This is a genomic window from Flavobacterium hibisci (assembly GCF_020026925.1).
Lineage (GTDB): Bacteria > Bacteroidota > Bacteroidia > Flavobacteriales > Flavobacteriaceae > Flavobacterium > Flavobacterium hibisci.
The window spans coordinates 354359-379576 of the sequence record NZ_JAIQDW010000001.1 but is presented as its reverse complement, the minus strand read 5'-3'; the positions used below and the strand labels follow the sequence as shown (position 1 = coordinate 379576).

Below are 25218 nucleotides of genomic sequence, written 5' to 3'. Positions count from 1 at the left end.
AACATGAAAAATAAAATAATAATAGCAGCTCTTGTATTCAGTACATTGCTTAACTGGAGCTGTACTGACTTAGAAGAAAAAGTATTGGATGAAAATTTAACAGGAACTGGACAGGCAGAAGCAATTAGCGGTGCAATTGCTCCGGCTTATGGTCAATTAAAAGCCACCTGGATCCATACTAATAATTTTGGTTTACAATTGATTGCCAGTGACGAAGGAATTTTACCTTATAGAGGAGGAACAGACTGGTACGACGGAGGTAAATATTTAACTGTACATGCACATACAACTACTCCTACCAATGATTTGGTTAAAAGTACATGGAGTGAGCTTACTATAAATATTTCCAGAACATTAACTGCTATTGAAGTTTTAACACCTCTTGCGGCAGCGGGAAATAAAGAAGCAGAGGGAGCACTTTATGAAATGAAAGCACTTAGGGCTTATTTAAATATGATGACATTAGACAGCTGGGGACTTGTGTTTAAAAAGGAGTCATCAGCCAGTATTTCGGAAATACTCCGTGGACAGGATGCTGTTGCTTATATCGAAAGTGAGTTACTGTCTGTTGCAGATGTTATTAATAATGATAAAGGACCGGGAAGAATGACTCAGGCTGCAGTCTGGGGACTTCTTTCAAGATTATACCTAAATGCTGCCGTTTATCGTGATCCTTATGGAACGCCTCAGTTTGCAACAGCAGATATGGATAAGGTCATTAAATACACAGACAACATCATAAACTCAGGCAAATTCACCCTGTCTCCTGAATATTTTGATTTATTCGATGACAATAATAACTCCAATAAAGAATTAATTTTTGCCTTGGATCAGCGTGGTGTTTTGAGAGATGAAAACAATCGTTGGGCTTATTGGTCAATACCTGGATCTATGTTTCCAAGACCGGAATCCATCAATGCAGACGGAACAGATGGTCCGGCTATCACATCAGATTTTTACCAAACATGGGTAAGTGCTTATGGTTCTGTAGATCCTGCCGATGCTGATTCAAGATTTTATAAAAACAATGCTAAGGTACCTGAACATTTGAAAGACCTAACCGGACTTTCACCGGCAAACGATCAAAATCATTACTATTGTGTAAAAGCAGAAGACTTTGAAATTGACAGAGGAATTATGAGAGGTATTCCGTGGGCGGCAAGAAAAGACGCTAATGGGGCTTTCTTTAAATGTGATGGAGGATACAGAATTTATCCGGTTAAACAAATTAAAGGAAACGGACCAGATTTAAATGTGGGTTATGTCAACCTTACAGAAAAAGTAGATTTTACAGCAGAAGGCAGTAGGCATGCTGCTGGATACAGAGTGTCAAAATATCAATTCAGCCATACTTCACCTGATGGGAATTATTTCAGTAGCGTAGATATGGTATTGCTTAGATATGCAGAAATTTTTATGATGCGTGCTGAAGCTAAATTAAGAAAAGGAGATAATGCAGGTGCTTTGACTGATATGAATAAAGTAAGAACTTCAAGAACTGCCCGTGCTCCAATTCCGGCAGCGCTTCCGGCAATCAACCTGGATATTTTATACAGAGAATACGGTTTTGAGTTTTACTGGGAGGGTTTAAGAAGAACGACTCAGATTCGTTTTGGTCACTACGAAGACAAATGGACTGAAAAAACAGATACTGATGTAAGACACAGATTGTTTCCAATTCCTCAGACAGCAATTGACGGTGCATCAAATGTTCCTGGATATTTAATACAAAATGACGGATACTAATTCGGTTAATGATATTTGGAGGTTGCAATTTTAAGCAGCCTTCAATTTCAAATTATTAAATAATGAAAATGCAAGCATTACAAAAAAACAGAGTACTACTTTTTATCTGTACGCTTTCCTTACATTTATCTGTTGCCCAAACAACAGATAACAGTGTAAAAAAATATCCTAATGCGCTAAACTTTATTGTGATGGGAGACTGGGGAAGATTTGGCGAAGACCATCAGATTCCGGTAGCAAAACAAATGGGCAAAACGGCAACAGCCATAAACCGTGATTTTATAATTTCCACAGGTGATAATTTTTATCCGGTAGGAGTAGCCAGTGAACATGATCCGCAGTGGAAATCTTCTTTTGAAGATATTTATACCGACTTTTCATTACACTGGAACTGGTATCCGGTATTAGGAAATCACGATTATGCCGGAAATGCAGATGCACAGGTTGCCTATTCAAAAATAAGCCGCCGGTGGAACATGCCTGCCCGTTATTACAGCAAGACCTTTAATATAAACGGAGATGCTGACCAGCAGGTATTAATTGCGTTTATAGATACCAATGCCTTAATTCCTGAATTTTACAAGAATGAACAATATTCAAAAAATCTCACTTCAAAAGATTCGACTGCACAAAAAAAATGGCTAATCAAAACCCTGACTGATGCTCCTAAAAGTGTGAAATGGAAATTAGTTGTCGGGCATCATCCCTTATTTACGGCAACCCTGAAAAGGAGGGAAAGCTACGATACCAAAGCTGTACGAAAATCACTGAAATCACTTTTTGATAAATATCAGGTAGATGCCTACATCGCAGGGCATGATCATGATTTACAGCATATGCTTCCAGAAGGAAAGACACATTATTTCGTTTCAGGATCGGCTTCAGAAGTTACTCCAATCGATCGTTTGCCTTTTAGCAAACTTGCTGCTTCCGAATATGGATTTATGGTCTTTTCCGTCTTAGCCGACACGTTGTATGTACAGGCTGTCAATGAAAATGGTGAGGTCATCTATAATACCGAAATAAAAAAGTGAAGTATCTGTGAAAATAAATAAATCATTTTATTGCTGAGTAAATTTTTCCCCAATCTATTCAAAACAGTTTTATAAAATATTTTAAAAACCAGTGAAGTCAAATTACTGTGCAGACTGGTAATCGTTAGTTTAGTGTTGTTTTTTTATTTTTTATTTCTACACTGCAGACTTCCCCCAGAGTTTGCAGCTGTAGAATATAAATAGTTACAACCATACATTGAACTGCAAATAGTAAATAATAAAAATTCTATGTATGGTCACCTACGGCCATGCCATGAATAATTTCAATTTTAATGAGAAAAACAATAACCCTTTTTTGCCTTCAAATCTTCCTGTTTGCACAAGCACAGGAATACAATTCTACAAATATTCATTCTCATAATGATTATGCCGGATCATTGCCTTTTTATGGAGCCTATTCCAATGAAGCCGGTGTTATTGAAGCAGATGTTTTTTTAGTAAATAATGAACTTTTTGTTGCTCACACTTCAAAAGAAATTAAGTTGCAAAACACCTTAAAAAGTTTATATCTCGAACCGTTTTTTTCTAAAATTAAAGACTTAGAAGGCAAAATCTATCCTGAAAATAAATCTTTGATTTTGATGATAGATATTAAATCTGATGCCGATGCAACTTTAAAAGCAATAGTGCAGCAGTTAAATACATTTCCGGCTATCATCTCTAATAAGAATGTTAAAATTGTTATTTCAGGAAACAGACCCTTACAGTCACAGTGGACAAATTATCCTCAATTTATTTATTTTGACGGAAGACTGAATGAAAATTACAATACTGAAGAGTTGTCCCGCATTGAAATGATCAGTACCGACTTAAAAGAGATTACTTTATGGAATGGCAAAGGTGTTCTGAAACAGGCAGATCTGCACAAAATGCAATCGGCAATTAAAAAAGTACATGATCTGAATAAAAAAATCAGATTTTGGGGCACACAGGATAATGTCAATACCTGGATGACCCTGATGAATTTAAAAGTGGATTTTATTGGTACTGATAATGTTGCCAAATTAGCCGAATTCATAACTAAAATTAAAGCAAACTTTTATCAGAATACAGTATTTCATAACGCTTATATTCCCAAAAACCAGAAGTCTTTCGCTAAGATAAAACCAAAAAATGTAATTCTCCTTATTGGTGACGGAATGGGGCTTGCTCAGATTTATGCAGGTTATACAGCCAATAAAGGCCAGTTAAGTCTTTTTAACATTCCAACGCAGGGACTTTCTATTACTAAATCATCAGACAGTTATATTACAGATTCAGCTGCAGGAGCAACTGCAATGGCAACCGGAAGTAAAACAAACAACCGGTTTATTAGTGTCGATGAAAACGAAAAGCCTTTAGAGGCAATTACGCAGCAGTTAGCAAAGAAAAATTTTAAAACGGCTATTATTTCTGCAGGAAATAGTACAGATGCAACACCGGCCGCTTTTTACGCCCATCAGCCAGAAAGAAGTTACAACGAACCAATAGCCTATGATTTTTTAAGCAACAGCTGTGATATCTTAATTGGTGGCGGACTGAAAGAATTTAAAAACCGAAAAGACTGCAAAGATTTATCTAAAATGCTGATTGAAAAAGGCTATTCTTTTTCGGATAAATTCGGCAGTCTGGATACTATTAAAAACAATAAAATAGTAGTTTTGGATGATTCGGCAGTAGTTTCTGTTAAAGATGGGAGAGGACATTTTTTAGTAAAATCGTTCATCAAAGCCACTAACACTTTTGCAAAAACAAAGAATCCGTTTTTTATTATGGCGGAAGGTGCCCAGATTGATTACGGAGGACATCAGAATAATGTAGAATATGTTGTTCGTGAAATGCTTGATTTTGATCAGTTAGTTGGAAAAGCAATGGAATATGTCGATAAAAATCCGGAAACATTGCTGATTGTCACAGCTGATCACGAAACAGGCGGTTTATCTTTAATTGATGGAAATATTGAAAAAGGATATGTTCATGGAAATTTCAGTACTAATGATCACACGGCAATACCTGTTCCTGTTTTTGCGTATGGCCCCGGCGCTGATAATTTTAAAGGAGTGTATCAAAATACGGCCATTTATGATAAGATCATGGAGTTGCTTGGTCAAAATAATTTGAATAGTAAATTGGATTAAATGAATCAACAACTCAAATAGCTTTTTCTAACTTGCTGTTAATTTATAAATTATCCTGAAATTTTAAACTGCCCCAAATAGTCTTTACCTTTTTGGGGGCAGTATATTAAAGTGAGTCGGCTTTAAAAGAAACCTTTTTAAATATTTTGATAAAAAGTCTTCATTAATAAACTAATAATCAATTAATTCCACCTCCCAAGGCTTTATACAATAAAACCTGAGATTCGGCATTTTTTAATTGAATGTTCACAAAATCAAGTTCTGCCTGCAGTTTGTTTTGCTGAGCATTAATGATTTCCAGATAATTGGCATAACCACTCAGATACAAATCGTTTGAAACATTTACTGCAATTTCTAAGTGATCTATTTCTTTCAATTTGTATTTCAAAACATCTTGATAGGCTTCGTTTCGGTGTAATAAAGCGCTTAACTCGTTAAAAGCTGTTGTAACTGTTTTTTGATATTCAAGAAACGAAATTTCCTGCCTTCTGTTTGAAACAAAAAAATCCTGTTTAATCTGACCTTTATTGAAAACTGGAGCTGTCAAACCGCCTAACAATTGCCATGCGAAAGAGCCAGCATCAAAAAGCGTATTAAAAGAAAATGAATTAAAACCTGCATAGCCTCCCAGATTTACAGTTGGAAAAAAAGCCGCACGAGCCGATTTTGCATCTGCATTACTGGCTAATAATTCGAAGTAAGCCTCTGAAACATCAGGTCTTTTGTGAATGATAGAATCCACGCTTATTTTTTGATTTAAAACGTCTAAATGCCCAGATAAGAAATCGCTGCTTCTTTCTATTTTTCCACCATATTCACCCAAAAGAGTCAATAATGCTTTTTCAGTCTGATCTATGCTCAATTTCAATTCAGAAGCTTCGGCGTGAATGTTATTGTTTTGTGCATTAAACTGTTGTACAGCAAGTTCTGTTGCTTTACCAACCGATCTTTGTGCGGAAACAATATCAAGCGCTCTTTCCTGCGTTTTTAAGTTTTTATCGTAAATCACCGCTTGTTTGTCTAAAGCAATCAGCTTAAAATATAAGTCGGCTATATCACCTAAAAGACGTGTTTGCAGCAAACGAACCCCTTGCTGAGAAGCAAAATATCTTTGCTGTGCTGCTTTTTTTCGATTACTCAGTTTTCCCCAAATATCAGCTTCCCAGGAAACTCTTCCTCCTAAAAAATAGTTTGGTGAAAGCTTTTCATTTATTTTTTGTTTTTCGGTAATATTCTGAGAAAAATTGGTATCAAAGTTTCCAACACCTTCCATGGTAAATTTTCCGAAATGCGTTCCGGAAACATCTGCTACAAGATCTAAAGAGGGTAGAAGTGCAAGTTTTGCCACTTTTAAATGCGAATTGGCAATTAAAATTCGTTCCTGCATAATTAAATAATCAGGATTTTTTGCAATAGCTTTTTTTAGTAATTGCTCTAGTTTTGGATCTTTAAAAAATGTTTCTGTTTTTAACGGAATAAAATCAGCCTTAGCCACTTCTTTTCGCTGTGCATCAAAATTTTCAGGAAGTTTTGCTGCGTCTAATTTAGTGCTCACTTTTGGTGCAGCACAAGCTGTCAAAAGTAAAATACCTGTTATTACAACAGCACTTTTAGTTGTCCTTAGAAACTGCACATCAGCATTTTTATATTGATTTAATATCTCTTTCATTGTTTAATTTATTTGTTCAATCTTTTGTCTAAATTTTTATTTTAACAAATAGAAACATAGATTTTTCTTTTTCGAAATGGAAATGGAAAGAAACTATTTTCTAACACATAGCCATGTGAATTTTAGAAAAGTGAAACGCCTTTTAAGTTTCCTAAATTCTATCCCCGATAGCTATCGGGGCTATGTGTTTAAAAAAAACATTAAGATTTACTTATTCTTTTTTCCAATTTTGCAAACAGTATATAAAGTCCTGGAATAATTAAAAGACCAAATACAGTTCCGATTAACATTCCGCCCGCAGCTGCTGTACCAATGGAACGGTTACCAATTGCACCGGCACCAGAAGCGATACACAGCGGAATCAATCCTGAAATAAAAGCGAAAGAAGTCATCAAAATAGGACGGAAACGAAGTCTGGCGCCTTCAATTGCTGCTTCAACAATGTCTCGTCCGAGTTTGTTCTGTGCCATAGCGAATTCAACAATCAGAATGGCGTTCTTGGCAAGCAAACCAATCAGCATGACGAGTGCTACCTGGGCATAAATGTTATTGTCCAATCCGACCATTAAAAGCGCAATGTATGAACCGAAAACTCCAACAGGAAGACTCAATAATACAGGAAACGGAAGCAATAAACTTTCGTATTGTGCCGCCAATAATAAGTAAACGAAAAGAATACAAAGCGCAAAAATGTATATCGTTTGGTTACCCGAAAGAATCTCTTCACGTGTCATACCAGACCATTCTAATTCAAAACGGCTTGGCAGTTTTTCTGCAGCGATTCTTTCAACGGCAGCAATGGCATCTCCAGAACTATAACCTTCAGCAGGTTCTCCGTTAATCATTGCCGACATGTACATGTTGTAACGCGTTAAAACTTCTGGTCCGTAAACGCGTTCTAATTTGATGAAAGTAGAAAACGGAACCATTTCGCCTGCGTCATTCTTCAAATACATATCCAAAATGCTTTCCGGATTTTGGCGGAATTGCGGACTTGCCTGAACCATTACTTTGTACATTTGAGAGAAACGGATAAAATTAGTGGCATAAAAAGATCCTAACATCGTCTGTAAAGTGCTCATGGCATTGTCAACCGAAATTCCTTTTTTGGCTGCTAAATCGTAATCAATATGAATTAAGTATTGCGGGAAAGTGGCGTCAAAACTTGAAAAGGAGTTCTGAATTTCTGGCGAAGCATTCAATTCTTTGATAAATTCTTTGGTGACTTTGTCTGTGTTTGTAATACTTCCACCAGATTTATCCAGCAAACGAAGCTCAAAACCACTCGTGTTACCAAAACCAGGAACAGTTGGTGGTGCAAAAATCTCGATTTGTGCGTCGGTAATGTTTTTTGTTTTTTCTGTCAATTCTGCCATAAAATCGGTAACCGAAATATCACGTTCGCTCCAGTCTTTCAGGTTGATCATTCCCATTCCGTACGAAGCTCCGGCAATTTCAGTTACAATACTGTATCCTGCAAGAGTAGTCACGTTATCAACACCTTTAATTTGTTTAGCGATTCTGGTTACTTCGTCGAGCGCTTTTTCAGTACGTTCCACAGTTGCTCCTTGTGGTGTTGTAACACTTACGTAAACCATTCCCTGATCTTCTGTCGGAATAAATCCTGACGCTAAGAATTTGGTTGTTCCCCATGTTAATACACAAAACAGTACTAATAAGCCAACTGTAACCGTATTACGATCAGCAAATTTTACTAATACTTTTATATATTTTAACGTAATAGAATCAAACCAATTATTGAATCTGTAAAAGAAACGATCTAAAAGTGATTTTTTCTGTTTATTTGGATCGTGTGGTTTCAGCATAATGGCGCAAAGGGCAGGAGTAAGCGTAAGCGCGTTAATTCCGGAAATCACAATACTAATGGCCATTGTTAACGAGAACTGCCTATAGAAAACGCCAACGGGACCACTCAGGAAAGCAACTGGAATAAATACGGCAGCCATTACAATGGTAATCGCAATTACGGCACCTGTAATTTCTTTCATCGCACTAATGGTTGCTTCCATAGGTGCCATATGTTCTTCTGAAATTTTTACGTGAACAGCTTCGACTACGACAATGGCGTTATCAACCACGATTCCGATGGAAAGAACTAAAGCGAAAAGTGTCAATAAATTGATAGAGAATCCCATCATCGACATAAAAGTAAATGCACCAATAAGTGCAACAGGAACAGCTAATACCGGAATTAAAGTTGATCTCCAGTCCTGAAGAAAAAGGAAAACCACAAAAGCCACTAAAATAAATGCTTCAATCAAAGTTCTTAATACTTCGTCAATAGAGGCATCAAGGAAACGTGAAACGTCATAAGCAATATTAAATTCCATTCCCGGAGGAAAAGAAGATCCTTTTAATTCTGCCATTTTTTCTTTTACACTCGCAATTACTTCAGAGGCATTGGAACCCGGACGCTGTTTTAGCATGATTGATGCAGAAGGTTTTCCGTCGGTTTTAGAAACCATTCCGTAGCTCATTGCACCAAATTCGATTTTCGAAATGTCTTTTAATCTTAAAATAGTTCCGTCTGAATTGGCCCTTAACGGAATTTCTTCGTACTGATTTGGTTCAAAGAATTTTCCGCCATACTTAATTACGTATTGTAATTGATTATTCATTTGTCCTGAACCTTCACCAACTTTACCCGGAGCGGCAGAAATGTTTTGTTTTTGAAGCGAATTAATCACCTCATTTGCCGAAATATTATACGAAAGCATTTTTTCCGGATCTAACCAGACACGCATCGAATATTCTTTCTGACCCATGATTTCGGCTCGACCGACACCATCAATACGCTTTAATTCCTGAAGAATATTAATATCTGTAAAATTGAAGATAAACTGCTCATCCTGAGTTTTGTCGGTACTCGTAATGTTCAGGTACATCAACATACTGTTTACCTCTTTTTCGGTCGTAACTCCGGCACGAATTACCTCTTCCGGAAGTTCATCCAGAATTGTTGTAACCCTGTTCTGCACGTTTACGGCAGCCAAATCGGGATCGGTTCCTACTTCAAAGAAAACCTGAATTAAAGTTAAACCATCATTGGAAGTTACGGTTGACATATAAGTCATCCCCGGAACTCCATTTATGGCTCTTTCTAGCGGAAGGGCGACAGCATTGGCAGAAACCTCCGCATTTGCTCCTGTATATTTTGCTGTAACGGTTACAGACGGTGGTACAATATCCGGGAATTGGGTAATGGGAAGCTGAAACAACGCCAGCAATCCCAGAAGGACTATCATAACCGAGATGATTAATGACAATATTTTCCTTCTGATAAATAGCTCTATCATTTTATTTTTTTTAGATAAATAATTAAATAACTGTTTTACAGATCAATAAAACTACATTTGTTTCATGTTGATTTTATCGCCGTCTCTTAATGATTGTGTACCTTCCTGTACAATCAGGTCATCACTTTTTAGTCCATCGTTTAAGATGTAAACATCATCAAGAGTGGTTTCAATTGTAACATTTGTCATTTTAACTACTCCATCTTTGTTCACGCGGAAAACGTATTGTTTATCCTGAATAGAAAAAACAGCTTTCTGCGGAATTAAAATTGCATTGGTTTTGGGTTCTGATATAATCAGTTTTCCAGAAGTTCCGTGTTTGATAAATCCCTGCGGATTATGAAATTTTGCTTTGTATTGGATAGAACCTGTCTGTCTGTCGATTTCACCGTCAGCGGTTCTTAGTTCTCCTTTTTGCCCATAAACCATTCCGTTTGGCAATATAAGTTTGATATCACCCTGTGTGTTTAAGGTTTTGTCTTCCATCATTTGGAAATAGGTATTTTCCGGAATTGAGAAGTAAGCATAAACATCATCTAATTGAGAAACAGTGGTCAATAATGAGCCATTTTCAACTAAACTTCCTTCTTTCAAAGGAATACGGTCAATAGTTCCGTTGAAAGGGGCACAGATTGTAGTAAAACTGATTTGCTGTGTAATCGCTTTTTTTTCTGCTACAGCATGTGCTACTTTCGCAGAAGCTGCTTCGTATTTTGCTTTAGATAATTCCAGTTCCTTATCCGCAATTACTTTTTTATTGAAAAGGGTTTGGGCTTGCTCCAATTCAACAGTTGCGATTCGTAGATCGGCTTTTGCACTTTTGAAAACAGCCTCTGCTTTTAAAAGCTGAATCTGAAGTTCCATGTCGCTAATTTTAAAAAGTATTTGTCCTTTTTTTACTTTTTGACCTTCACTTACGTACACTTTATCCAGTAAACCCGGAATACGGGCATGAATTTCTACATTGTTTTTTGCCTGTACATCGGCAACAAATTTGCTCGAAACTATAGTGTCTTTTAAGGTAATTTTATAGACCGGAACTGTTTTTATTTTGTCTGAGTTTTTTCTGGCTTTATCGCCGCACGAGACCAGGACAAAAAGCGATAATATTACGATGAAAAATGAATTGTTTTTGGTGTTCATGATTATTATTTTATGATATAAATAGATTTTCTCCCTTATAAATTGCTACAGGAAGTTATGATTCGTTTTAGAAAAAATGGAAATGCTCCGAATATAGCTTAGCCGTTTCGGATTGTATACTACAGTTTTATAAACAAAAAATTGCTCTTTACATCTGGCTACAGATACACAAAGAGAGGTGAATTAAATTGTATTTATAAAAATGCGAAACTTTATTCTATGAACTAGAATAATTGATAGAGGTGGAGATAAGTATGGCGCTGGATTTGGTATATAGAGGCAATACCATAAATTAGGCTTTTCTTATAATTTCTGAATTTTATCAGATTGCTGTAATAAGGAGACCTTAAAGTGGTGTATTCTGAAGTAGTGGCACGAAACTTAATTTTCTTCTTTACAGCATAATGGATATGGATTTCTTTATTCAGTAAATCCGAAGATAAAAACTGCGGAATATCAGCAATTGAAAGATCACAAAGATTTTCATGAAGATTTCGTTCAGCTTTATATCTATTAGATTCCGTACTCCCGATAAAGAGAAGCAGAAATAGTAAAATGATACAAGTGAACTTAGTATTTTTCATCGTTTAATTCGAAAACTAAAATTGTTTTGTTTGGAAATCTTAAAATTGATGGCCAAATATACTAATTTGTCAACTAAACGCTTCTTAATGTTTTCTAAAAAGATGAAGGAAAAAAGGATAGGAGTGATTTTGAATTTAAGTAATTATTTTTTGAATTAAATGTAATTACTATACCTGCTTTAACAAAAAAATACTCTATAAACTTAAACATATTCAATTTTTAAAAACTAAACGGTAAAAAAACTTTGCAATACATTAGAGAATATAAAGGTTTTATTACGATTAAATGAAAATTTCGTATTTTGGGAATAGTTTCTATTATCTTCTATAGTTTTACTTGCAAAACGCATAATCTGAAATGCAACCGGTTGTTTTTGAATCTGTTTTTTTTATATTTGCTAAATAGGAAATTAAATTTATATGAAGCTTCATGTAAGATAATATCTTTTAAGGATTTACATCATGCTCATTTTTTATTAACAATCAATATAAATCCCTTTCTATATACTCGCTTAATCTTTGATGAAACCTAAGTATTATACCTATTAACCAAAACGTAGTAAAATGAATATTAATAAATTAAAAGCTATATTTCTTATTTTGGGGATTATGCTTTTGAACCCATTTCAAGTCACCGCTGCTGCTAAAACTGATTACAAAACGCCTGCACAATATATTGAGCACAAAGTTTCAAAAAATGCTTTTTCTATTGTTGCTAATGGAAAGTCAGCCTCAATCTATCTTGATGATTCAGACTGGAAAGGGGTGATCCGTGCCGCTAATGACTTAGCTGATGATGTGCGAAAGGTTTCAGGAGTTAAACCAGAAGTTGTCGAGAAATTGGGATATCCTGCCAAAGGCGCAATTTTAATTGGAACAATAGGCAAAAGCAAAATAATTGACCAATTAATTGCTGATAAAAAAATAGACGTTTCAGAGATAAAAGGACAATGGGAATCTTTTATTATTCAAACTGTGGATGGTAATTTAATTGTGGCCGGAAGCGATAAACGCGGAACGATTTATGGAATTTATGATATTTCTGAAAAAATAGGGGTTTCTCCCTGGTATTTTTGGGCCGATGTTCCTGCTAAAAAAAGCAATCAGTTATATGTAAAAGCAGGTCGCTATGTACAAGAATCTCCTAAAGTGAAGTACCGTGGAATTTTCATTAATGATGAATGGCCTTCTTTCGGTGGTTGGGCTAGCACTAAATTTGGAGGAATCAATTCCAAAATGTATGTCAATATGTTTGAATTGCTTTTGCGTTTGAAAGCCAATTATATGTGGCCGGCTATGTGGAGTAGTGCTTTTAATGAAGATGATCCTATGAGTCCGGCTTTGGCTGACGAATACGGAATTGTAATGGGAACTTCTCATCATGAACCAATGATGCGTTCGCAAAAAGAATATACAAAGCGCAAGGAGGAGATAGGGGCTTGGGACTTTGTTAAGAATAGTACCAACCTGGAGAAATTTTGGTTTGAAGGACTTAATCGCAATAAAAATTATGACAACCTCATTACAATGAGTATGCGTGGTGATGGAGATGTTGCAATGGGCAAAGGAAATGATCTTGATAATATTAAAACTTTAGAAAATGTAATAAAAAGTCAGCGGGATATCATTCAGAAAGTCTATAATGATGATCCTGCCAATCATCCGCAATTATGGGCAATTTTTACTGAAGTACAGCGATATTACGATGCAGGATTCAATGTCCCTGATGATATTACGTTATTATTTTGTGATAATAATTGGGGGTACATCCGACGTATTGCGCCGCCAAAAGAAAAAAACAGAAAAGGGGGAAGCGGTCTGTATTATCATATTGATATGAATGGAGGGCCAAATAACGATCGATGGGTCAATACTACCACAATTCCTAAGCTTCAGGAGCAATTCAATTTAGCTTACCAAAGCGGGCTCGACCGAATCTGGATAGTTAATGTGGGAGATTTGAAGCCTAAAGAACTTCCTATTGATTTCATTATGCATTTCGCCTGGAATCCTGATGCTTATCCTGCAAGCAAAACAATGGATTATACGATTAACTGGGCTAAAGGCATTTTTGGAAAGGAACATGCAGAAGAAATCGCTGATATTGTTTCTAAATATTCGAAATACAATCTTTTAAGGAAGGCAGAAGTCCAGACACCTCAAATTTTTAGTTATGTGAATCATAATGAAGCAGACCGCATGCTTCAACTTTGGAAAGATGTTGCCGCTAAAGCCGAAGCATTGGAAGCAAAAATTGCACCAGAACTAAAAGACACTTATTATCAGTTAGTACTGTACCCAACCAAGGCTTCTGCAGGTGTTGCCGAAATTTATCTTTCCGCAGGTAAAAACCAGCTCTATGCGAAACAAGGAAGAGTAAGTGCCAATGATTATGCCCAACGCACAAAAGATCTTTTCGCTCTTGATAAAAAATTGAGTGATTATTACAATGGTCCGATGTCAAATGGGAAGTGGAAAAATATGATGTCAGATATTCATATCGGCTACACTACCTGGCAAATGCCAAAAGAAAATAAATTACCCGAGTTAAAGGAAGTAACCCCGCTTGCAGAACCTACAATGGGAATCGCTGTCGAAGGTTCAGAAGCTGCCTGGCCAGCAAATCAGGAAAAACTTCAGCTTCCGGTTTTTGATATACTCAAAAAACAATCTTATTATATAGAGGTTTTCAATCGTGGTACAGGTTCTTTTGAGTTTGAAGCTAAAGCAAATCAGCCTTGGATTAAATTAAGTAGTAACAAAGGAAAAGTAGAAAAAGATGTTCGGATTTTGGTAGATGTTGACTGGAAAAAATTGTCCGACGGAGAATCAAATGGTATTGTCGAAATACAACAAGGGAATGAAATTATAGCGGTTTCGGTGAATGCCGTTAAAGCAGCCCTGCCAAAACTAAAGGAATCTTTTTTTGGAAATTTCACAGGTGAGTTTACCATTCCTGCCGATCAATTCAATGCTAATAAACCAGGGAAAAATGCAAAATGGATTGTCCTGCCAGATTTAGGAAAAGGCAAAGCCAATATGGGAATATCCCCTGTAACAGCTCCGAGTACTACAGTAGAAGATGGAGCAACACTAGAGTACAAAGTATTTATTTCAAAGGAGGGAAAAACTACAGTTTGTTTAGGTATCCTTCCCACTCAGGATGTTTATCCTCAGCGTGGATTGAGAATTGCTGTGACACTGGATAATCAAACGCCTCAGGTATTGGATGCTAGAAAAGGTTTTTACGATGAATTCAAAGAATATACCCCTGAAATTTTAGCCAGATCATCCGTTTTGAAACCTTACCCGGCAATCAATAAAAATATCGCTCTTATAGGTGCAGGACAATTCCGCAGAAATGAGATTTTTGATAATATGCGTTGGCTTGACTTTGAAATAGGTGTAAAAGAACCAGGAATTCATACACTGAAAATAATTATGATCGATCCTGAAATCGTGGTTGAAAAAATCGTGGTCAATCCAGATAATAATTATCCAAGTTATTTTGGAGCCCCTCCAGTTTTACATAACTCAAAGTAACTTAATAACCTAAAAAACACGTTTTTAAACAAAAAAATCATGATAAGAAAATATTATCACTTGTTATTACTTTTACCTTCTTTCATATGGGCTATTGGAGGCAAAAGTTATATTTCAACCTCTAAAGGGAAAGACAATTTCACATTATCCGCAGCAGGAAAATCAACACCATTATTTATTGATTCTAATGATTATGTGGGAGTGATTCGGGCATTAAAAGATTTAAAAACAGATATCGGCAAGGTAACCAGCGCAGAACCATCAATATTTTATGATAAGTTGCCATCCCAAAAACAGATTGTGATTGTGGGAACATTGGGAAAAAGTCCTGTAATAGATCAATTGATAAAAAAAGGAAAACTCGATGTAAAAGGAATCAAAGGAAAATGGGAAAACTTTTTGATTCAGGTAATTGATAAACCATTACCTGGTATAGATAAAGCACTAGTTATCGTTGGAAGTGATAAAAGAGGAACAATTTACGGTATTTATGATGTGTCAGAACAAATAGGTGTTTCTCCCTGGCATTTTTGGGCCGATGTTCCAGCAAATCACAAAGAAGCTTTATATGTAAAACCAATTCGAAATATAGAAGGCCCAAGTGTTAAATACAGAGGTGTTTTTATTAACGATGAAGCTCCAGCTCTTACCGGCTGGATCAAAGAAAAATATGGAATGGCAAAACCGAGCCAAAATCCACCTGTGGGAAAAAATGTAGTGAATTATGGCCGTGAGTTTTACGCAACCGTTTTTGAACTTTTACTTCGAATGAAGGCGAACTACTTATGGCCTGCAATGTGGAGTAACGCTTTCAATGAAGATGACCCTGAAAATCCACGTTTGGCTAATGAATATGGTATTGTCATGGGAACTTCCCATCAGGAACCAATGGTACGTTCGCAACAGGAGTGGGACCGCCGTTATATAAGAACCCTTGGAAACTGGGATTACAGAAAGCATGCTGATACACTAGAAAGTTTCTGGAGAAAGGGAATCCGCAGAAATAAAAATTACGAAAGTATCGTAACAATGGGGCTTCGTGGTGCCAATGATTCTGAAATGAAAGGGGAGATGAAAGATAATATTGCAATGGTAGAAAAAATTGTTAGAAACCAGCAAAAAATTATCAGTGAGGAAATGAATACCAATATTAGCGAAGTACCTCAGGCATGGTGCCTCTACAAAGAAATAATGGAATATTACGATCACGGTTTACGTGTACCTGATAATATTACACTGCTTTGGACAGATGATAACTGGGGAAACATTCGCAGACTACCTAACGAAGCCGAACGCAAACGTAGTGGAGGTGCCGGTGTTTATTATCATTTTGATTATCACGGTGATCCAAGAAGTTACGAATGGATTAATACCAATCCTCTTCCAAAAATCTGGGATCAAATGGCTCTTGCCAAACAGTATGGCGCCGACAGGATTTGGGTAGTAAACGTTGGCCACTTCAAAGGGTATGAATTGCCAATGGAATATTTCATGAGTTTGGGTTGGAATACCGATCGCTGGAACAATTCTAATATAAACGAGTTTACACAATTATGGGCGACAAGAGAATTTGGAGAACAATATGGTGCTGAAATTGCCGATATTCTCTCCAAATATGGAAAGTTTAATGGTCGCTGCAAACCAGAATCTTTAAATGCATCAACTTATAGCCTTATAAATTATAACGAATTTGAAACGGTTGTGGCTGATTATAATACCATAAAAGATAGAGCAGAAGCCATCTATGATAAATTACCGAAAGAAAAGCGTGATGCGTTTTATCAGATTGTATTATTTCCGGTAAAAGCTTGTGCAATAGTCAATGAATTATATTTATCGGCCGCAAAAAACCAATTACACGCTAGTCAAAAACGCTCTAGTACGAATAATATGGCTTTAAAAACAAGAAGATTATTTGAGGCGGACACTACATTGATGTCGCATTACAATCACATCTATGCCGATGGGAAATGGAATCATTTTATGGACCAGACGCATCTTGGTTACACCGATTGGATGCCACCAAGAAAAAACAGTCTTAACGCAATTAAACTTGATGAAATTCAAATCCCTGAAGAAGCTTCAATGGGAATTGCATTAGAATCAAGTGAAGGGAGCTGGCCAGATTCAAATTCAAAGGCTACACTACCTCAATTTAATGTTTTCAATAATCAACAACATTATATAGAAGTCTTCAATAAGGGGAGCAAGCCTTTCGATTATACGATAACTACCGATGTACCCTGGCTAACCATAAGCGATTCACAAGGCATTATTCACGATACAGACAAACGGGTTTGGTTTAAGCTGAATCAGCAGACACTACCAAAAGGTATTACCGAAGGAACTGTGAAAATTACCGGGGGAGGAAGAGAAGTTTTAGTACATATAAATGCTTTTAATCCTAGTGAAGACAGAAATAAAATAAAAGGTTTTGTTGAAAGCGGAGGCTTCATTGCTATTGAAGCGGAACATTTTTCAGCAAACAACAATAAAGGAGACCGTAAGTGGATTAGGGTCGAAGATTATGGGTTGACATTGTCAGGAATGAGAGCAACAGCCCCGGCGAATACCTTAGCCGCTGTTCCGGGAAAAGATGCCCCGTATATGGAATATCCCGTGTATCTGTTTTCAAAAGATAGTGTAGAAATTACATTGGTAACTTCACCTTTATTAAATTATATGCCTGACAGGGATATTAAAATTGCCGTGTCATTTGATGATGAAGCGCCTACTTACATTACCAATGTTCCTGACAAGTTTAAAGTACACTGGTCAAATCCAGCCTGGGCAAAAACAGTAGTGAAACAGGCCAGACAAAATAAAGCAACTCTTAAAATACCAAGCCCGGGAGCTCACAAATTAAAAGTCTGGATGATTGATCCCGGAGTAGTTGTTCAAAAAATTATAATAGACACAGGAGGACTCAGGCAATCACATCTTGGCCCTAACGAAAGTATGTTCCTGAAATAATAAAAGCTTTAGATTTTATCAAATTATTGTATAAACAATAAATTCATTTTCAAAATCAAATTAGACATGAAAAAAATATTAGTTTTTTTAATTTTAACACTTACAATATTTAATCTTCATGCTGAGGACGGTCACCTTCTTTGGCTTCGTGGAAAAAATACTGGAAAAGTAACTGTTGTCTGCAGTAGTAAATCTTCAACTATTGCTATTGCCAAACAAGAGCTGGAACAAGCCTGGCAGGGTAAAAACGGGGCTAAACTACTTTTGACCCTGAAAAAAAATAAAACAATAAAGAACGATGGATTCAAACTTTCTGAAAATGAGATTCAGGCCAATACAGAACTTGGAATCTTGTATGGTGCTTACGAACTTTTGCGTCGTCAGCAAACCGGAGAAGCAATTCAAAATGAAATATGCAATCCTTCCTACGAGCGAAGAATCTTAAACCATTGGGACAACCTGGATGGCTCAGTAGAACGTGGTTATGCAGGCAAATCAATATTCTGGCATGATATGGAAAAAGGATATGCAGTAACCGATAAGGACAGGATATTATGGAAAGAATATGCACGTGCCAACGCTTCTATCGGGATTAATGGTGCAGTTTTAAATAATGTCAATTCTTCAAAATTGATGCTAACTGCTGAATGTCTTCAGAAAGTAAAGGCAATTGCCGAAGTTGTACGCCCTTATGGCATAAAGACTTATCTTTCAGTTAAATTTTCATCACCAACTTTAATTGGCGGATTAAAAACCTCTGACCCTTTAAATCCTGAAGTGATTCAATGGTGGAAAAATAAAGCAAAAGAAATTTACAAAATTATACCTGATTTTGGAGGTTTTTTAATAAAAGCCAATAGTGAAGGTGAACCTGGGCCACAAGATTTTGGACGTAGTCATGCTGATGGAGCAAATATGCTTGCTGATGTAGTTAGACCTTACGGAGGTATTATCATGTGGCGTGCTTTTGTCTATGAGGTTAACAGCAAGGACAGGGCAGCTCAGGCATATAATGAGTTTATGCCACTTGATGGTCAGTTTCGTGACAATGTAATTATTCAGGTAAAAAACGGACCTGTTGATTTTCAGCCACGCGAACCATTCAATCCGCTCTTTGGAGCAATGAAAAGAACTTCTGTAATGCCTGAATTACAAATTACTCAGGAATACCTTGGGCATTCTGAACAATTAGTCTATTTGGCAAAGATGTGGGAAGAGTTCCTGAAAAGTGATACTCATCAGGAGGGTGCGGGAAGTACTGTTGCCCGTACTACAGATGGAAGTATTTTTCCTCAAAAATATACAGCAATTGCAGGCGTAGCTAATATTGGTTTAGACACCAATTGGTGCGGTCATCATTTTGCCCAGTCAAACTGGTATGCGTTTGGACGAATGGCGTGGAATAACCAAATTACAAGTGAGAAAATGGCAGATGAATGGTTAAAATTAACTTTTTTTCCAATCGAAGAAAAAGATAGTAAAGTATCCGATTGGAAAAAAAACTTTCTTGAACCTGTAAAGCAACTGATGTTAGAAAGTCATGAGGCAGCTGTAAATTATTCAATGCCACTTGGACTTCATCATATTTTTGCAGGTTTAAACAATACCCATTATGGTCCTGGGCCGTGGTTTGGGCCTAAAGGCATCCGTAGCGATTGGACTGCTGCTTATTATCATAAAGCAGATGCTTCCGGAATTGGCTTTGACAGAACAGCAAAAGGTTCCGGAGCTGTAAATCAATACCATGAGCCACTAAAAAGTCAGTTTGAAAATATTGAAACATGTCCTGAAATCTATTTATTATGGTTTCATCATTTACCATGGGATTATAAGATGAAAAATGGACGTATTCTGTGGGATGAACTTTGTTATACTTACGATAAAGGTGTAAAAGAAGTGCGTGAGTTTCAAAAAACCTGGGATAAAGTCCAAGCGTATGTTGATGAACAGCGATTTTCCGAAGTGCAAAGTAAACTTCGTCGTCAGAGCAGGGATGCTCAAATATGGAAAGATGGCTGCTTACTCTATTTCCAACAGTATAGCAAAAAGCCTATTCCATTTGATATTGAACGTCCTGTATATGATTTAGATTATTTATTAAAAAATGATTTGACAATTATTTTAAACTAGACGATATGGAATCAATAAACCAACAATAAATAAACCACAACTTAATTAATAAAAAGATTATAACTATTGCAAGCAACTATTTAATAATTAACTAACCAAAAAGAAAAAACATGAAAAAAACAACTTTTTTAAATCTTTTGATTTTTCTTTGTCTGACCGTAAATTTTAGTTATGCAGCTACACTGTATGTCTCAACTACGGGTGATGATGTCTCAGGAAATGGTTCTATCTCTAGTCCTTATAAAACCATAACAAAAGCAGCTTCAATGGTTAATTCCGGTGACACTGTCCTTGTTTCCGGTGGAATTTACATTGAGAAGAATATAATTCCAAAATCTTCCGGAACCCTGAATGCATTAATCGTTTTTAAACCGAATCCCGGTACAGGAACAGTGACTATACAGCATCCTGGTGTATCAGTTTCAGATAATACAGATATTTTTAATTTAAGTAATAGAAATTACATTTGGATTGAAGGTTTTTTGTTCAAAGATTTTAAGTACGGCAGGTCAAGTATTTATATAGCAGGTGGAGTAAGAGGAAATGTTGTTATTAGTAACCAGTTCATAAATTTAGGAAACGCTGAAGTTGGGAGTTGGGAATCAAATCAGGTCGTTAGGATTTATAAATCGACTAACAATGTGGTACGTAATAACTATTTTAGCAATATTATCGGTGATGGTATTGCTGTGAATGGGGAGGGAGCAACAGGGAATCTCATCTCTGAGAATACATTTATAGGCTTCAAAGGAAAATTAAGAAGCTGGGGAGGTTCCTACTTATTCTCCAGAACTGTTGATATTCAAGATATGACAGATGGAAATAATGTTTTTTCGTTCAATTATTCTCAAGATGTTGTAGACGGTTTATGGCTTGACAGAAATGGGAGCAGCAACATTTTAATTAGGAATGTCGGTAAAAACGGTTCAACATTTATATTTAATGAATCCAGATGTGTAAAAAATGTAATTCAGGAAAACATTGCCTACGGTATGATAAATGGATTTAAATCAGCATATTACCCTGAAACAGGCTGGACACAGGATGCAAGATGGATAAATAATGTGGTTTATAATAGTCAGGTAGGATTTCAGATCCATAAATCAATCAGAAATGAGTTTAGAAACAATATTTCATTTAACAACACTCAGTCAAATATTATATTTTCTGACACAGCTTATGTTTATGGTCCTCATCTATTCAGAAATAATTTATGGTATTCGCAAAACATCACAAATTCTATTCAGTTCAAAGGAGTTAATATTACACCTCAAAATTTTCAGGCAGGAGTTAGGGAAACAGGAGGTTTAGCTGTAAACCCAGGTTTTAATAACCTTACATCCGGACAGGAAGACTTTACCCTTAGTGCATCAAGTCCTGCAAAATCTGCAGGCGAAGAAGGCGTAAATATGGGAGCATATGCAGTTTATGGTCCTACTGCTGTTGGATGGAATTCTAATCTACAAACTTCAGGTCCCAAAGTTTCTTTTCAACAAATTATTTCGAAAGTAGACAGAGGAGGCCAGATTCAATTGGATTTAAAACTCGATAAATCTACATCAGTCCCTGTAACAGTTGACATCGTAGCTATCGCAGGAGATGCAGAGAATGTAAAAGACTATACATTATCAAATACAACAGTTACTTTCCAACCTGGTGAAACTGATAAAACAATCTATTTGAACACTGTAGGAAACTCCAGAAACAGTGAAGCCGTGGTTTTTGCTCTTAAAAATTTAGTAAATGCACAGGCAGGCTCTGTCAATACTAGTGTATTGCGTATAAATGTAAATACAATTGAAGCAGAAAAAGCTTGTTCATATACAGGGACTGTTGAAAGCGTAAATAATGGTTTTTCAGGCAGCGGTTATATCAAAGGAAATACCGATAAAGCGGCCTTAATGGGCTGGAAGATAAACTCAGATGTGGCTAATCTTTCAAATGTAGGTTTTAACTATGCTAACGGAACTACGGCAGCTATTGATGCCGAAATATATATCAATGGAAGCAATGCCGGAACTATTTCTTTATTACCTACTGGTTCATGGTCAAACTGGTCAATAGCTAAAGTAAATTTAAATTTTAACGCAGGGCTAAATATTTTAGAATTAAGAGCGAAATCTTCAGCTGGACTTCCTAACGTTGATGCGTTATACACTTCTTCGGCATTAAGTGCTGGTATCTGCGGTAGTCTTGAGACAACAGTCACATCACTGGAAGTAAACTATATTCAAAATAGTACTGTAACATTTGGTGTGATTTCAGACTTAAATTGGACTGTAAGCAGTGACCAGAGCTGGTTGTCGTCTAATATTCAGAATGGTACAAATAATGGGACTATTGTTTTAACTGCACAGAAAAATCCGACAACACAAATCAGAAAAGCAACAATAACAGTCTTTGCAAAAGGTGTCGAATCAAAAAAAATAATTGTAACTCAAAAGGCAAATACTGAAATTAACCAATTGGCATTAAAAGTAGATTTTAAATCTAATGCCACACAGACAACAGAAACAGCCTGGAAAACTTTAGTGGTTGGAGATAAATCATCCCCTTCAATTTCACCATCGACATATAATGCATTTTATAACAGCGTTAAGGTACAGCCAGTATGGCTAGACTCACCGGTAGCAAATAATGTAAGGTCAGTTCTTAGATCCAGTGGAACATATTTAACTGGTCTTCTTGCTCCTGTGCTTGAAAATTTTATTGCAGTTGATTCCAAGTACGCAAATAACTGTACTAGTCTGGCAATAAAACTTTCAGGACTTCCTAAAGGAGAATATTATTGGAAATCATACCATCATGATTTCAACAATCAAAGTGGTGCTTTTAAGGTAACTGTAACAAGTAATCTTGAGTCCCAGTCTGATGATACAGTTTATACGGTTTCCAGTGGTATTCCTTCCACAAATACTTTAAGTGGTGTTACTCAGGTAATCAAACAATTTAAATCTGATGGAGAAACCGATGTAATTACCATAAAATTTGAAAATACTCTGGGATTTTCTGCATCGATGGCTGATGTTAAAAAGTTTGTTTTAATCAATGGTTTTGAACTTGTTAATCTCACAGAGATTAATGATCCAACTTTGAAGCAATTAGGCATTGTTAATGTTAATGCTAAGAACAATCTGGATATTTTTGCCGCTCCTAATCCTACAAATGGCCCTTTTGATATTTATGTACCAATAAATGAAAGCACAGCTGAAATAGAAATTTATAATTCAAATGGAATATTAATCTCTAAATCGGTTTACCTTATCGAAGATAGAAAAGCACATTTGGATTTAGGAAAAGAACCGACAGGAATTTATTTTATAAAATTAAAATCAAATCCGTTAGAAACAATTAAAATTATTAAAAAATAAATGAGATAAAAAAGAAAAAATATAGCGTTTATAGTATTATTATTCTTGCAACAGTAGTGGAGGGCGGACATATCCAAACTCCATCTGCTATTGCAAATTTATCTTTTATAACACAAAGTCTAATCTATTGAATTTAAAAAGCGACTTTAGGTAAACAAAAGTTTTTTAAAAGATTACTTCAAAAACTAACAAAAGAAATTATACCTGGTATTTTTACTTTTTACTGAAAATTCTCCATAGTATTTCACTCTATCGTAAATCCGTAAATCTTTCGGATTCACATAACTAATTAATATCAAATACCATTAGCAGCCTTAAAACGTTCTGTAGCAGCATGAAGAAGAGCTTCTTTCTTATATAAAGCATTATAAAGCATCTTTTTTTGTCGTGCCAGTTCCATACGCTTATTTAGGGCATTGTCTAATTCATCTTTCTTTAATGTTTTCAGAATTGCCTGTTGCTCTATTTGTTTTTTATCGAATATATGAAGTTCTTTAAGTGATTCATAATATTCCAGGGAGGCAGTTTTTAGCGACTGACCTTCCGGAATATCATTAGTAGATAACTTGCTTATATCTGCTATAATAATATCAAAATCTATTGCCTGCTGATTCACTGCCTTTATAGCATTTTTATAATCTTCTTTTTCGAGATATTCCAGCTTTTTTTCTCCTGAGCCTTTTTTTCCAACAATAATATCAAAGGCTTTGCGCTCCGATTTATCAAGCGACTCCTTAAAATCAGTTGCGTTTGATGAATTGCAGGAACTCATTGTTATAAATAAAAATACGGTTAGAAAAATACTATATCTCATTATCATGTGGTCTTAATTAGGGTTAATTTAAAAGTAAAAAATATTTCTTATACAGTAAAATTAAACTTTTAAAATGATCTTAATTAATCTAATTGAAATTGTATTACTTTAAATTTTAATAACACAATCGTTTTAATTGTTGTAATGCTATTGTCAAACAATTTTATTGTAATTCTAATGAAATCAGTCAAATGTAGGGTATAATCCAACATCAGGAAATAATAGAAATATAAATGGTTTGTATAGCACTGAAAAAATGCCAAAATCACACAAGTAGCATTTGGTTTGACATTAGAATGGAATTTTAAATAATTTTTATTCCTAAAATGAAAGATAAAAATTTGACTTTCATATATTTTTCTTAGGTTCAAAATAGCCTGAAAAGATCAATTTAAAAACCTGACTTATTTAGCTGTTTTAATTTTAGTTTCTTTAGTTTGATTTGCTTAATTGAACCTCTATAAAAAATAATAATGTGCTGAGATGCATAAAACATATTTACCAATAACGCACTAGTAGATAGTTATATAAGATTAGTCGTGGGTTTATTAATATTAGTCTAATAGTTTAATGATTTATTCTATAATAGAGTAGTTTTACTTTAATAAATGAATTTATTTTGAACAGTAAAGGTTTTTATCTATTTCTCAGCTTTCTTTTTTTAATACCTAAATTACAGGCACAATTATGCACAGGAAGTTTGGGTGATCCGGTTGTTAAAATCGATTTTGGTTCAGGGGTGGGACGTGGTCCTGC

General features: G+C 35.6%; 12 protein-coding genes. 7 read left to right on the top strand and 5 right to left on the bottom strand.

The genetic code is table 11. The annotated features are described in order from the left end of the window. Positions 1-3 precede the first annotated feature (3 nt). From K8B81_RS01350 to K8B81_RS01340, 3 genes are all read left to right on the top strand, one after another. Entirely contained in the window at positions 4-1746 is a 1743-nt protein-coding gene (locus tag K8B81_RS01350; RefSeq protein WP_223678269.1) for a RagB/SusD family nutrient uptake outer membrane protein, read from the top strand. 62 nt (positions 1747-1808) lie between these two features. Beyond that, positions 1809-2780: a purple acid phosphatase family protein gene (locus K8B81_RS01345; protein WP_223678267.1), complete on the top strand. Its 972-nt coding sequence runs from the start codon at positions 1809-1811 to the stop codon at positions 2778-2780. A gap of 293 nt (positions 2781-3073) precedes the next feature. Further along, positions 3074-4918 carry an alkaline phosphatase gene (locus K8B81_RS01340; RefSeq protein WP_223678265.1) on the top strand — a complete coding sequence of 615 codons (1845 nt, stop codon included), beginning with the start codon at positions 3074-3076 and terminating at the stop codon, positions 4916-4918. Positions 4919-5096: 178 nt separating this feature from the next. On the opposite strand, the gene K8B81_RS01335 is transcribed toward K8B81_RS01340, so the two are convergent. The 4 genes from K8B81_RS01335 to K8B81_RS01320 form a co-directional block, all read right to left on the bottom strand. After that, positions 5097-6587 (bottom strand): TolC family protein, encoded by a 1491-nt coding sequence (locus K8B81_RS01335; protein WP_223678263.1) that lies wholly within the window; start codon positions 6585-6587, stop codon positions 5097-5099. Between the two features lie 200 nt (positions 6588-6787). After that, a complete protein-coding gene (locus K8B81_RS01330; protein ID WP_223678261.1) occupies positions 6788-9904 on the bottom strand; it encodes an efflux RND transporter permease subunit in 3117 nt (1038 codons plus the stop codon). Positions 9905-9955: 51 nt separating this feature from the next. Further along, positions 9956-11047 (bottom strand): efflux RND transporter periplasmic adaptor subunit, encoded by a 1092-nt coding sequence (locus K8B81_RS01325; protein WP_223678258.1) that lies wholly within the window; start codon positions 11045-11047, stop codon positions 9956-9958. Between the two features lie 224 nt (positions 11048-11271). After that, the gene (locus K8B81_RS01320) at positions 11272-11631 is read right to left on the bottom strand and encodes a hypothetical protein (protein WP_223678255.1); all 360 of its coding nucleotides are present in this window, start codon (positions 11629-11631) and stop codon (positions 11272-11274) included. 564 nt (positions 11632-12195) lie between these two features. Here K8B81_RS01320 and K8B81_RS01315 point away from each other — a divergent pair. From K8B81_RS01315 to K8B81_RS01300, 4 genes are all read left to right on the top strand, one after another. Then, entirely contained in the window at positions 12196-15174 is a 2979-nt protein-coding gene (locus tag K8B81_RS01315) for a glycosyl hydrolase 115 family protein (RefSeq protein WP_223678253.1), read from the top strand. Positions 15175-15213: 39 nt separating this feature from the next. Next, positions 15214-18147, top strand: coding sequence for a glycosyl hydrolase 115 family protein (locus tag K8B81_RS01310; protein ID WP_223678251.1), 2934 nt, complete (start codon positions 15214-15216; stop codon positions 18145-18147). 66 nt (positions 18148-18213) lie between these two features. After that, complete coding sequence (locus K8B81_RS01305; RefSeq protein ID WP_223678249.1) at positions 18214-20277, top strand: alpha-glucuronidase; 2064 nt, start codon at positions 18214-18216, stop codon at positions 20275-20277. 110 nt (positions 20278-20387) lie between these two features. Further along, positions 20388-23648: a T9SS type A sorting domain-containing protein gene (locus K8B81_RS01300; RefSeq protein WP_223678247.1), complete on the top strand. Its 3261-nt coding sequence runs from the start codon at positions 20388-20390 to the stop codon at positions 23646-23648. Positions 23649-23943: 295 nt separating this feature from the next. On the opposite strand, the gene K8B81_RS01295 is transcribed toward K8B81_RS01300, so the two are convergent. Further along, positions 23944-24420: a hypothetical protein gene (locus K8B81_RS01295; protein WP_223678240.1), complete on the bottom strand. Its 477-nt coding sequence runs from the start codon at positions 24418-24420 to the stop codon at positions 23944-23946. Between the last annotated feature and the right edge of the window lie 798 nt (positions 24421-25218).

Excerpts from the sequence above, each read along its gene's own strand:
- K8B81_RS01300 (WP_223678247.1), top strand. The coding sequence starts at position 20,388 with ATGAAAAAAACAACTTTTTTAAATCTTTTGATTTTTCTTTGTCTGACC.
- K8B81_RS01325 (WP_223678258.1), bottom strand. The coding sequence starts at position 11,047 with ATGAACACCAAAAACAATTCATTTTTCATCGTAATATTATCGCTTTTT.
- K8B81_RS01295 (WP_223678240.1), bottom strand. The coding sequence starts at position 24,420 with ATGAGTTCCTGCAATTCATCAAACGCAACTGATTTTAAGGAGTCGCTT.
- K8B81_RS01320 (WP_223678255.1), bottom strand. The coding sequence starts at position 11,631 with ATGAAAAATACTAAGTTCACTTGTATCATTTTACTATTTCTGCTTCTC.
- K8B81_RS01330 (WP_223678261.1), bottom strand. The coding sequence starts at position 9,904 with ATGATAGAGCTATTTATCAGAAGGAAAATATTGTCATTAATCATCTCG.
- K8B81_RS01310 (WP_223678251.1), top strand. The coding sequence starts at position 15,214 with ATGATAAGAAAATATTATCACTTGTTATTACTTTTACCTTCTTTCATA.
- K8B81_RS01335 (WP_223678263.1), bottom strand. The coding sequence starts at position 6,587 with ATGAAAGAGATATTAAATCAATATAAAAATGCTGATGTGCAGTTTCTA.
- K8B81_RS01340 (WP_223678265.1), top strand. The coding sequence starts at position 3,074 with ATGAGAAAAACAATAACCCTTTTTTGCCTTCAAATCTTCCTGTTTGCA.
- K8B81_RS01345 (WP_223678267.1), top strand. The coding sequence starts at position 1,809 with ATGAAAATGCAAGCATTACAAAAAAACAGAGTACTACTTTTTATCTGT.
- K8B81_RS01305 (WP_223678249.1), top strand. The coding sequence starts at position 18,214 with ATGAAAAAAATATTAGTTTTTTTAATTTTAACACTTACAATATTTAAT.
- K8B81_RS01350 (WP_223678269.1), top strand. The coding sequence starts at position 4 with ATGAAAAATAAAATAATAATAGCAGCTCTTGTATTCAGTACATTGCTT.
- K8B81_RS01315 (WP_223678253.1), top strand. The coding sequence starts at position 12,196 with ATGAATATTAATAAATTAAAAGCTATATTTCTTATTTTGGGGATTATG.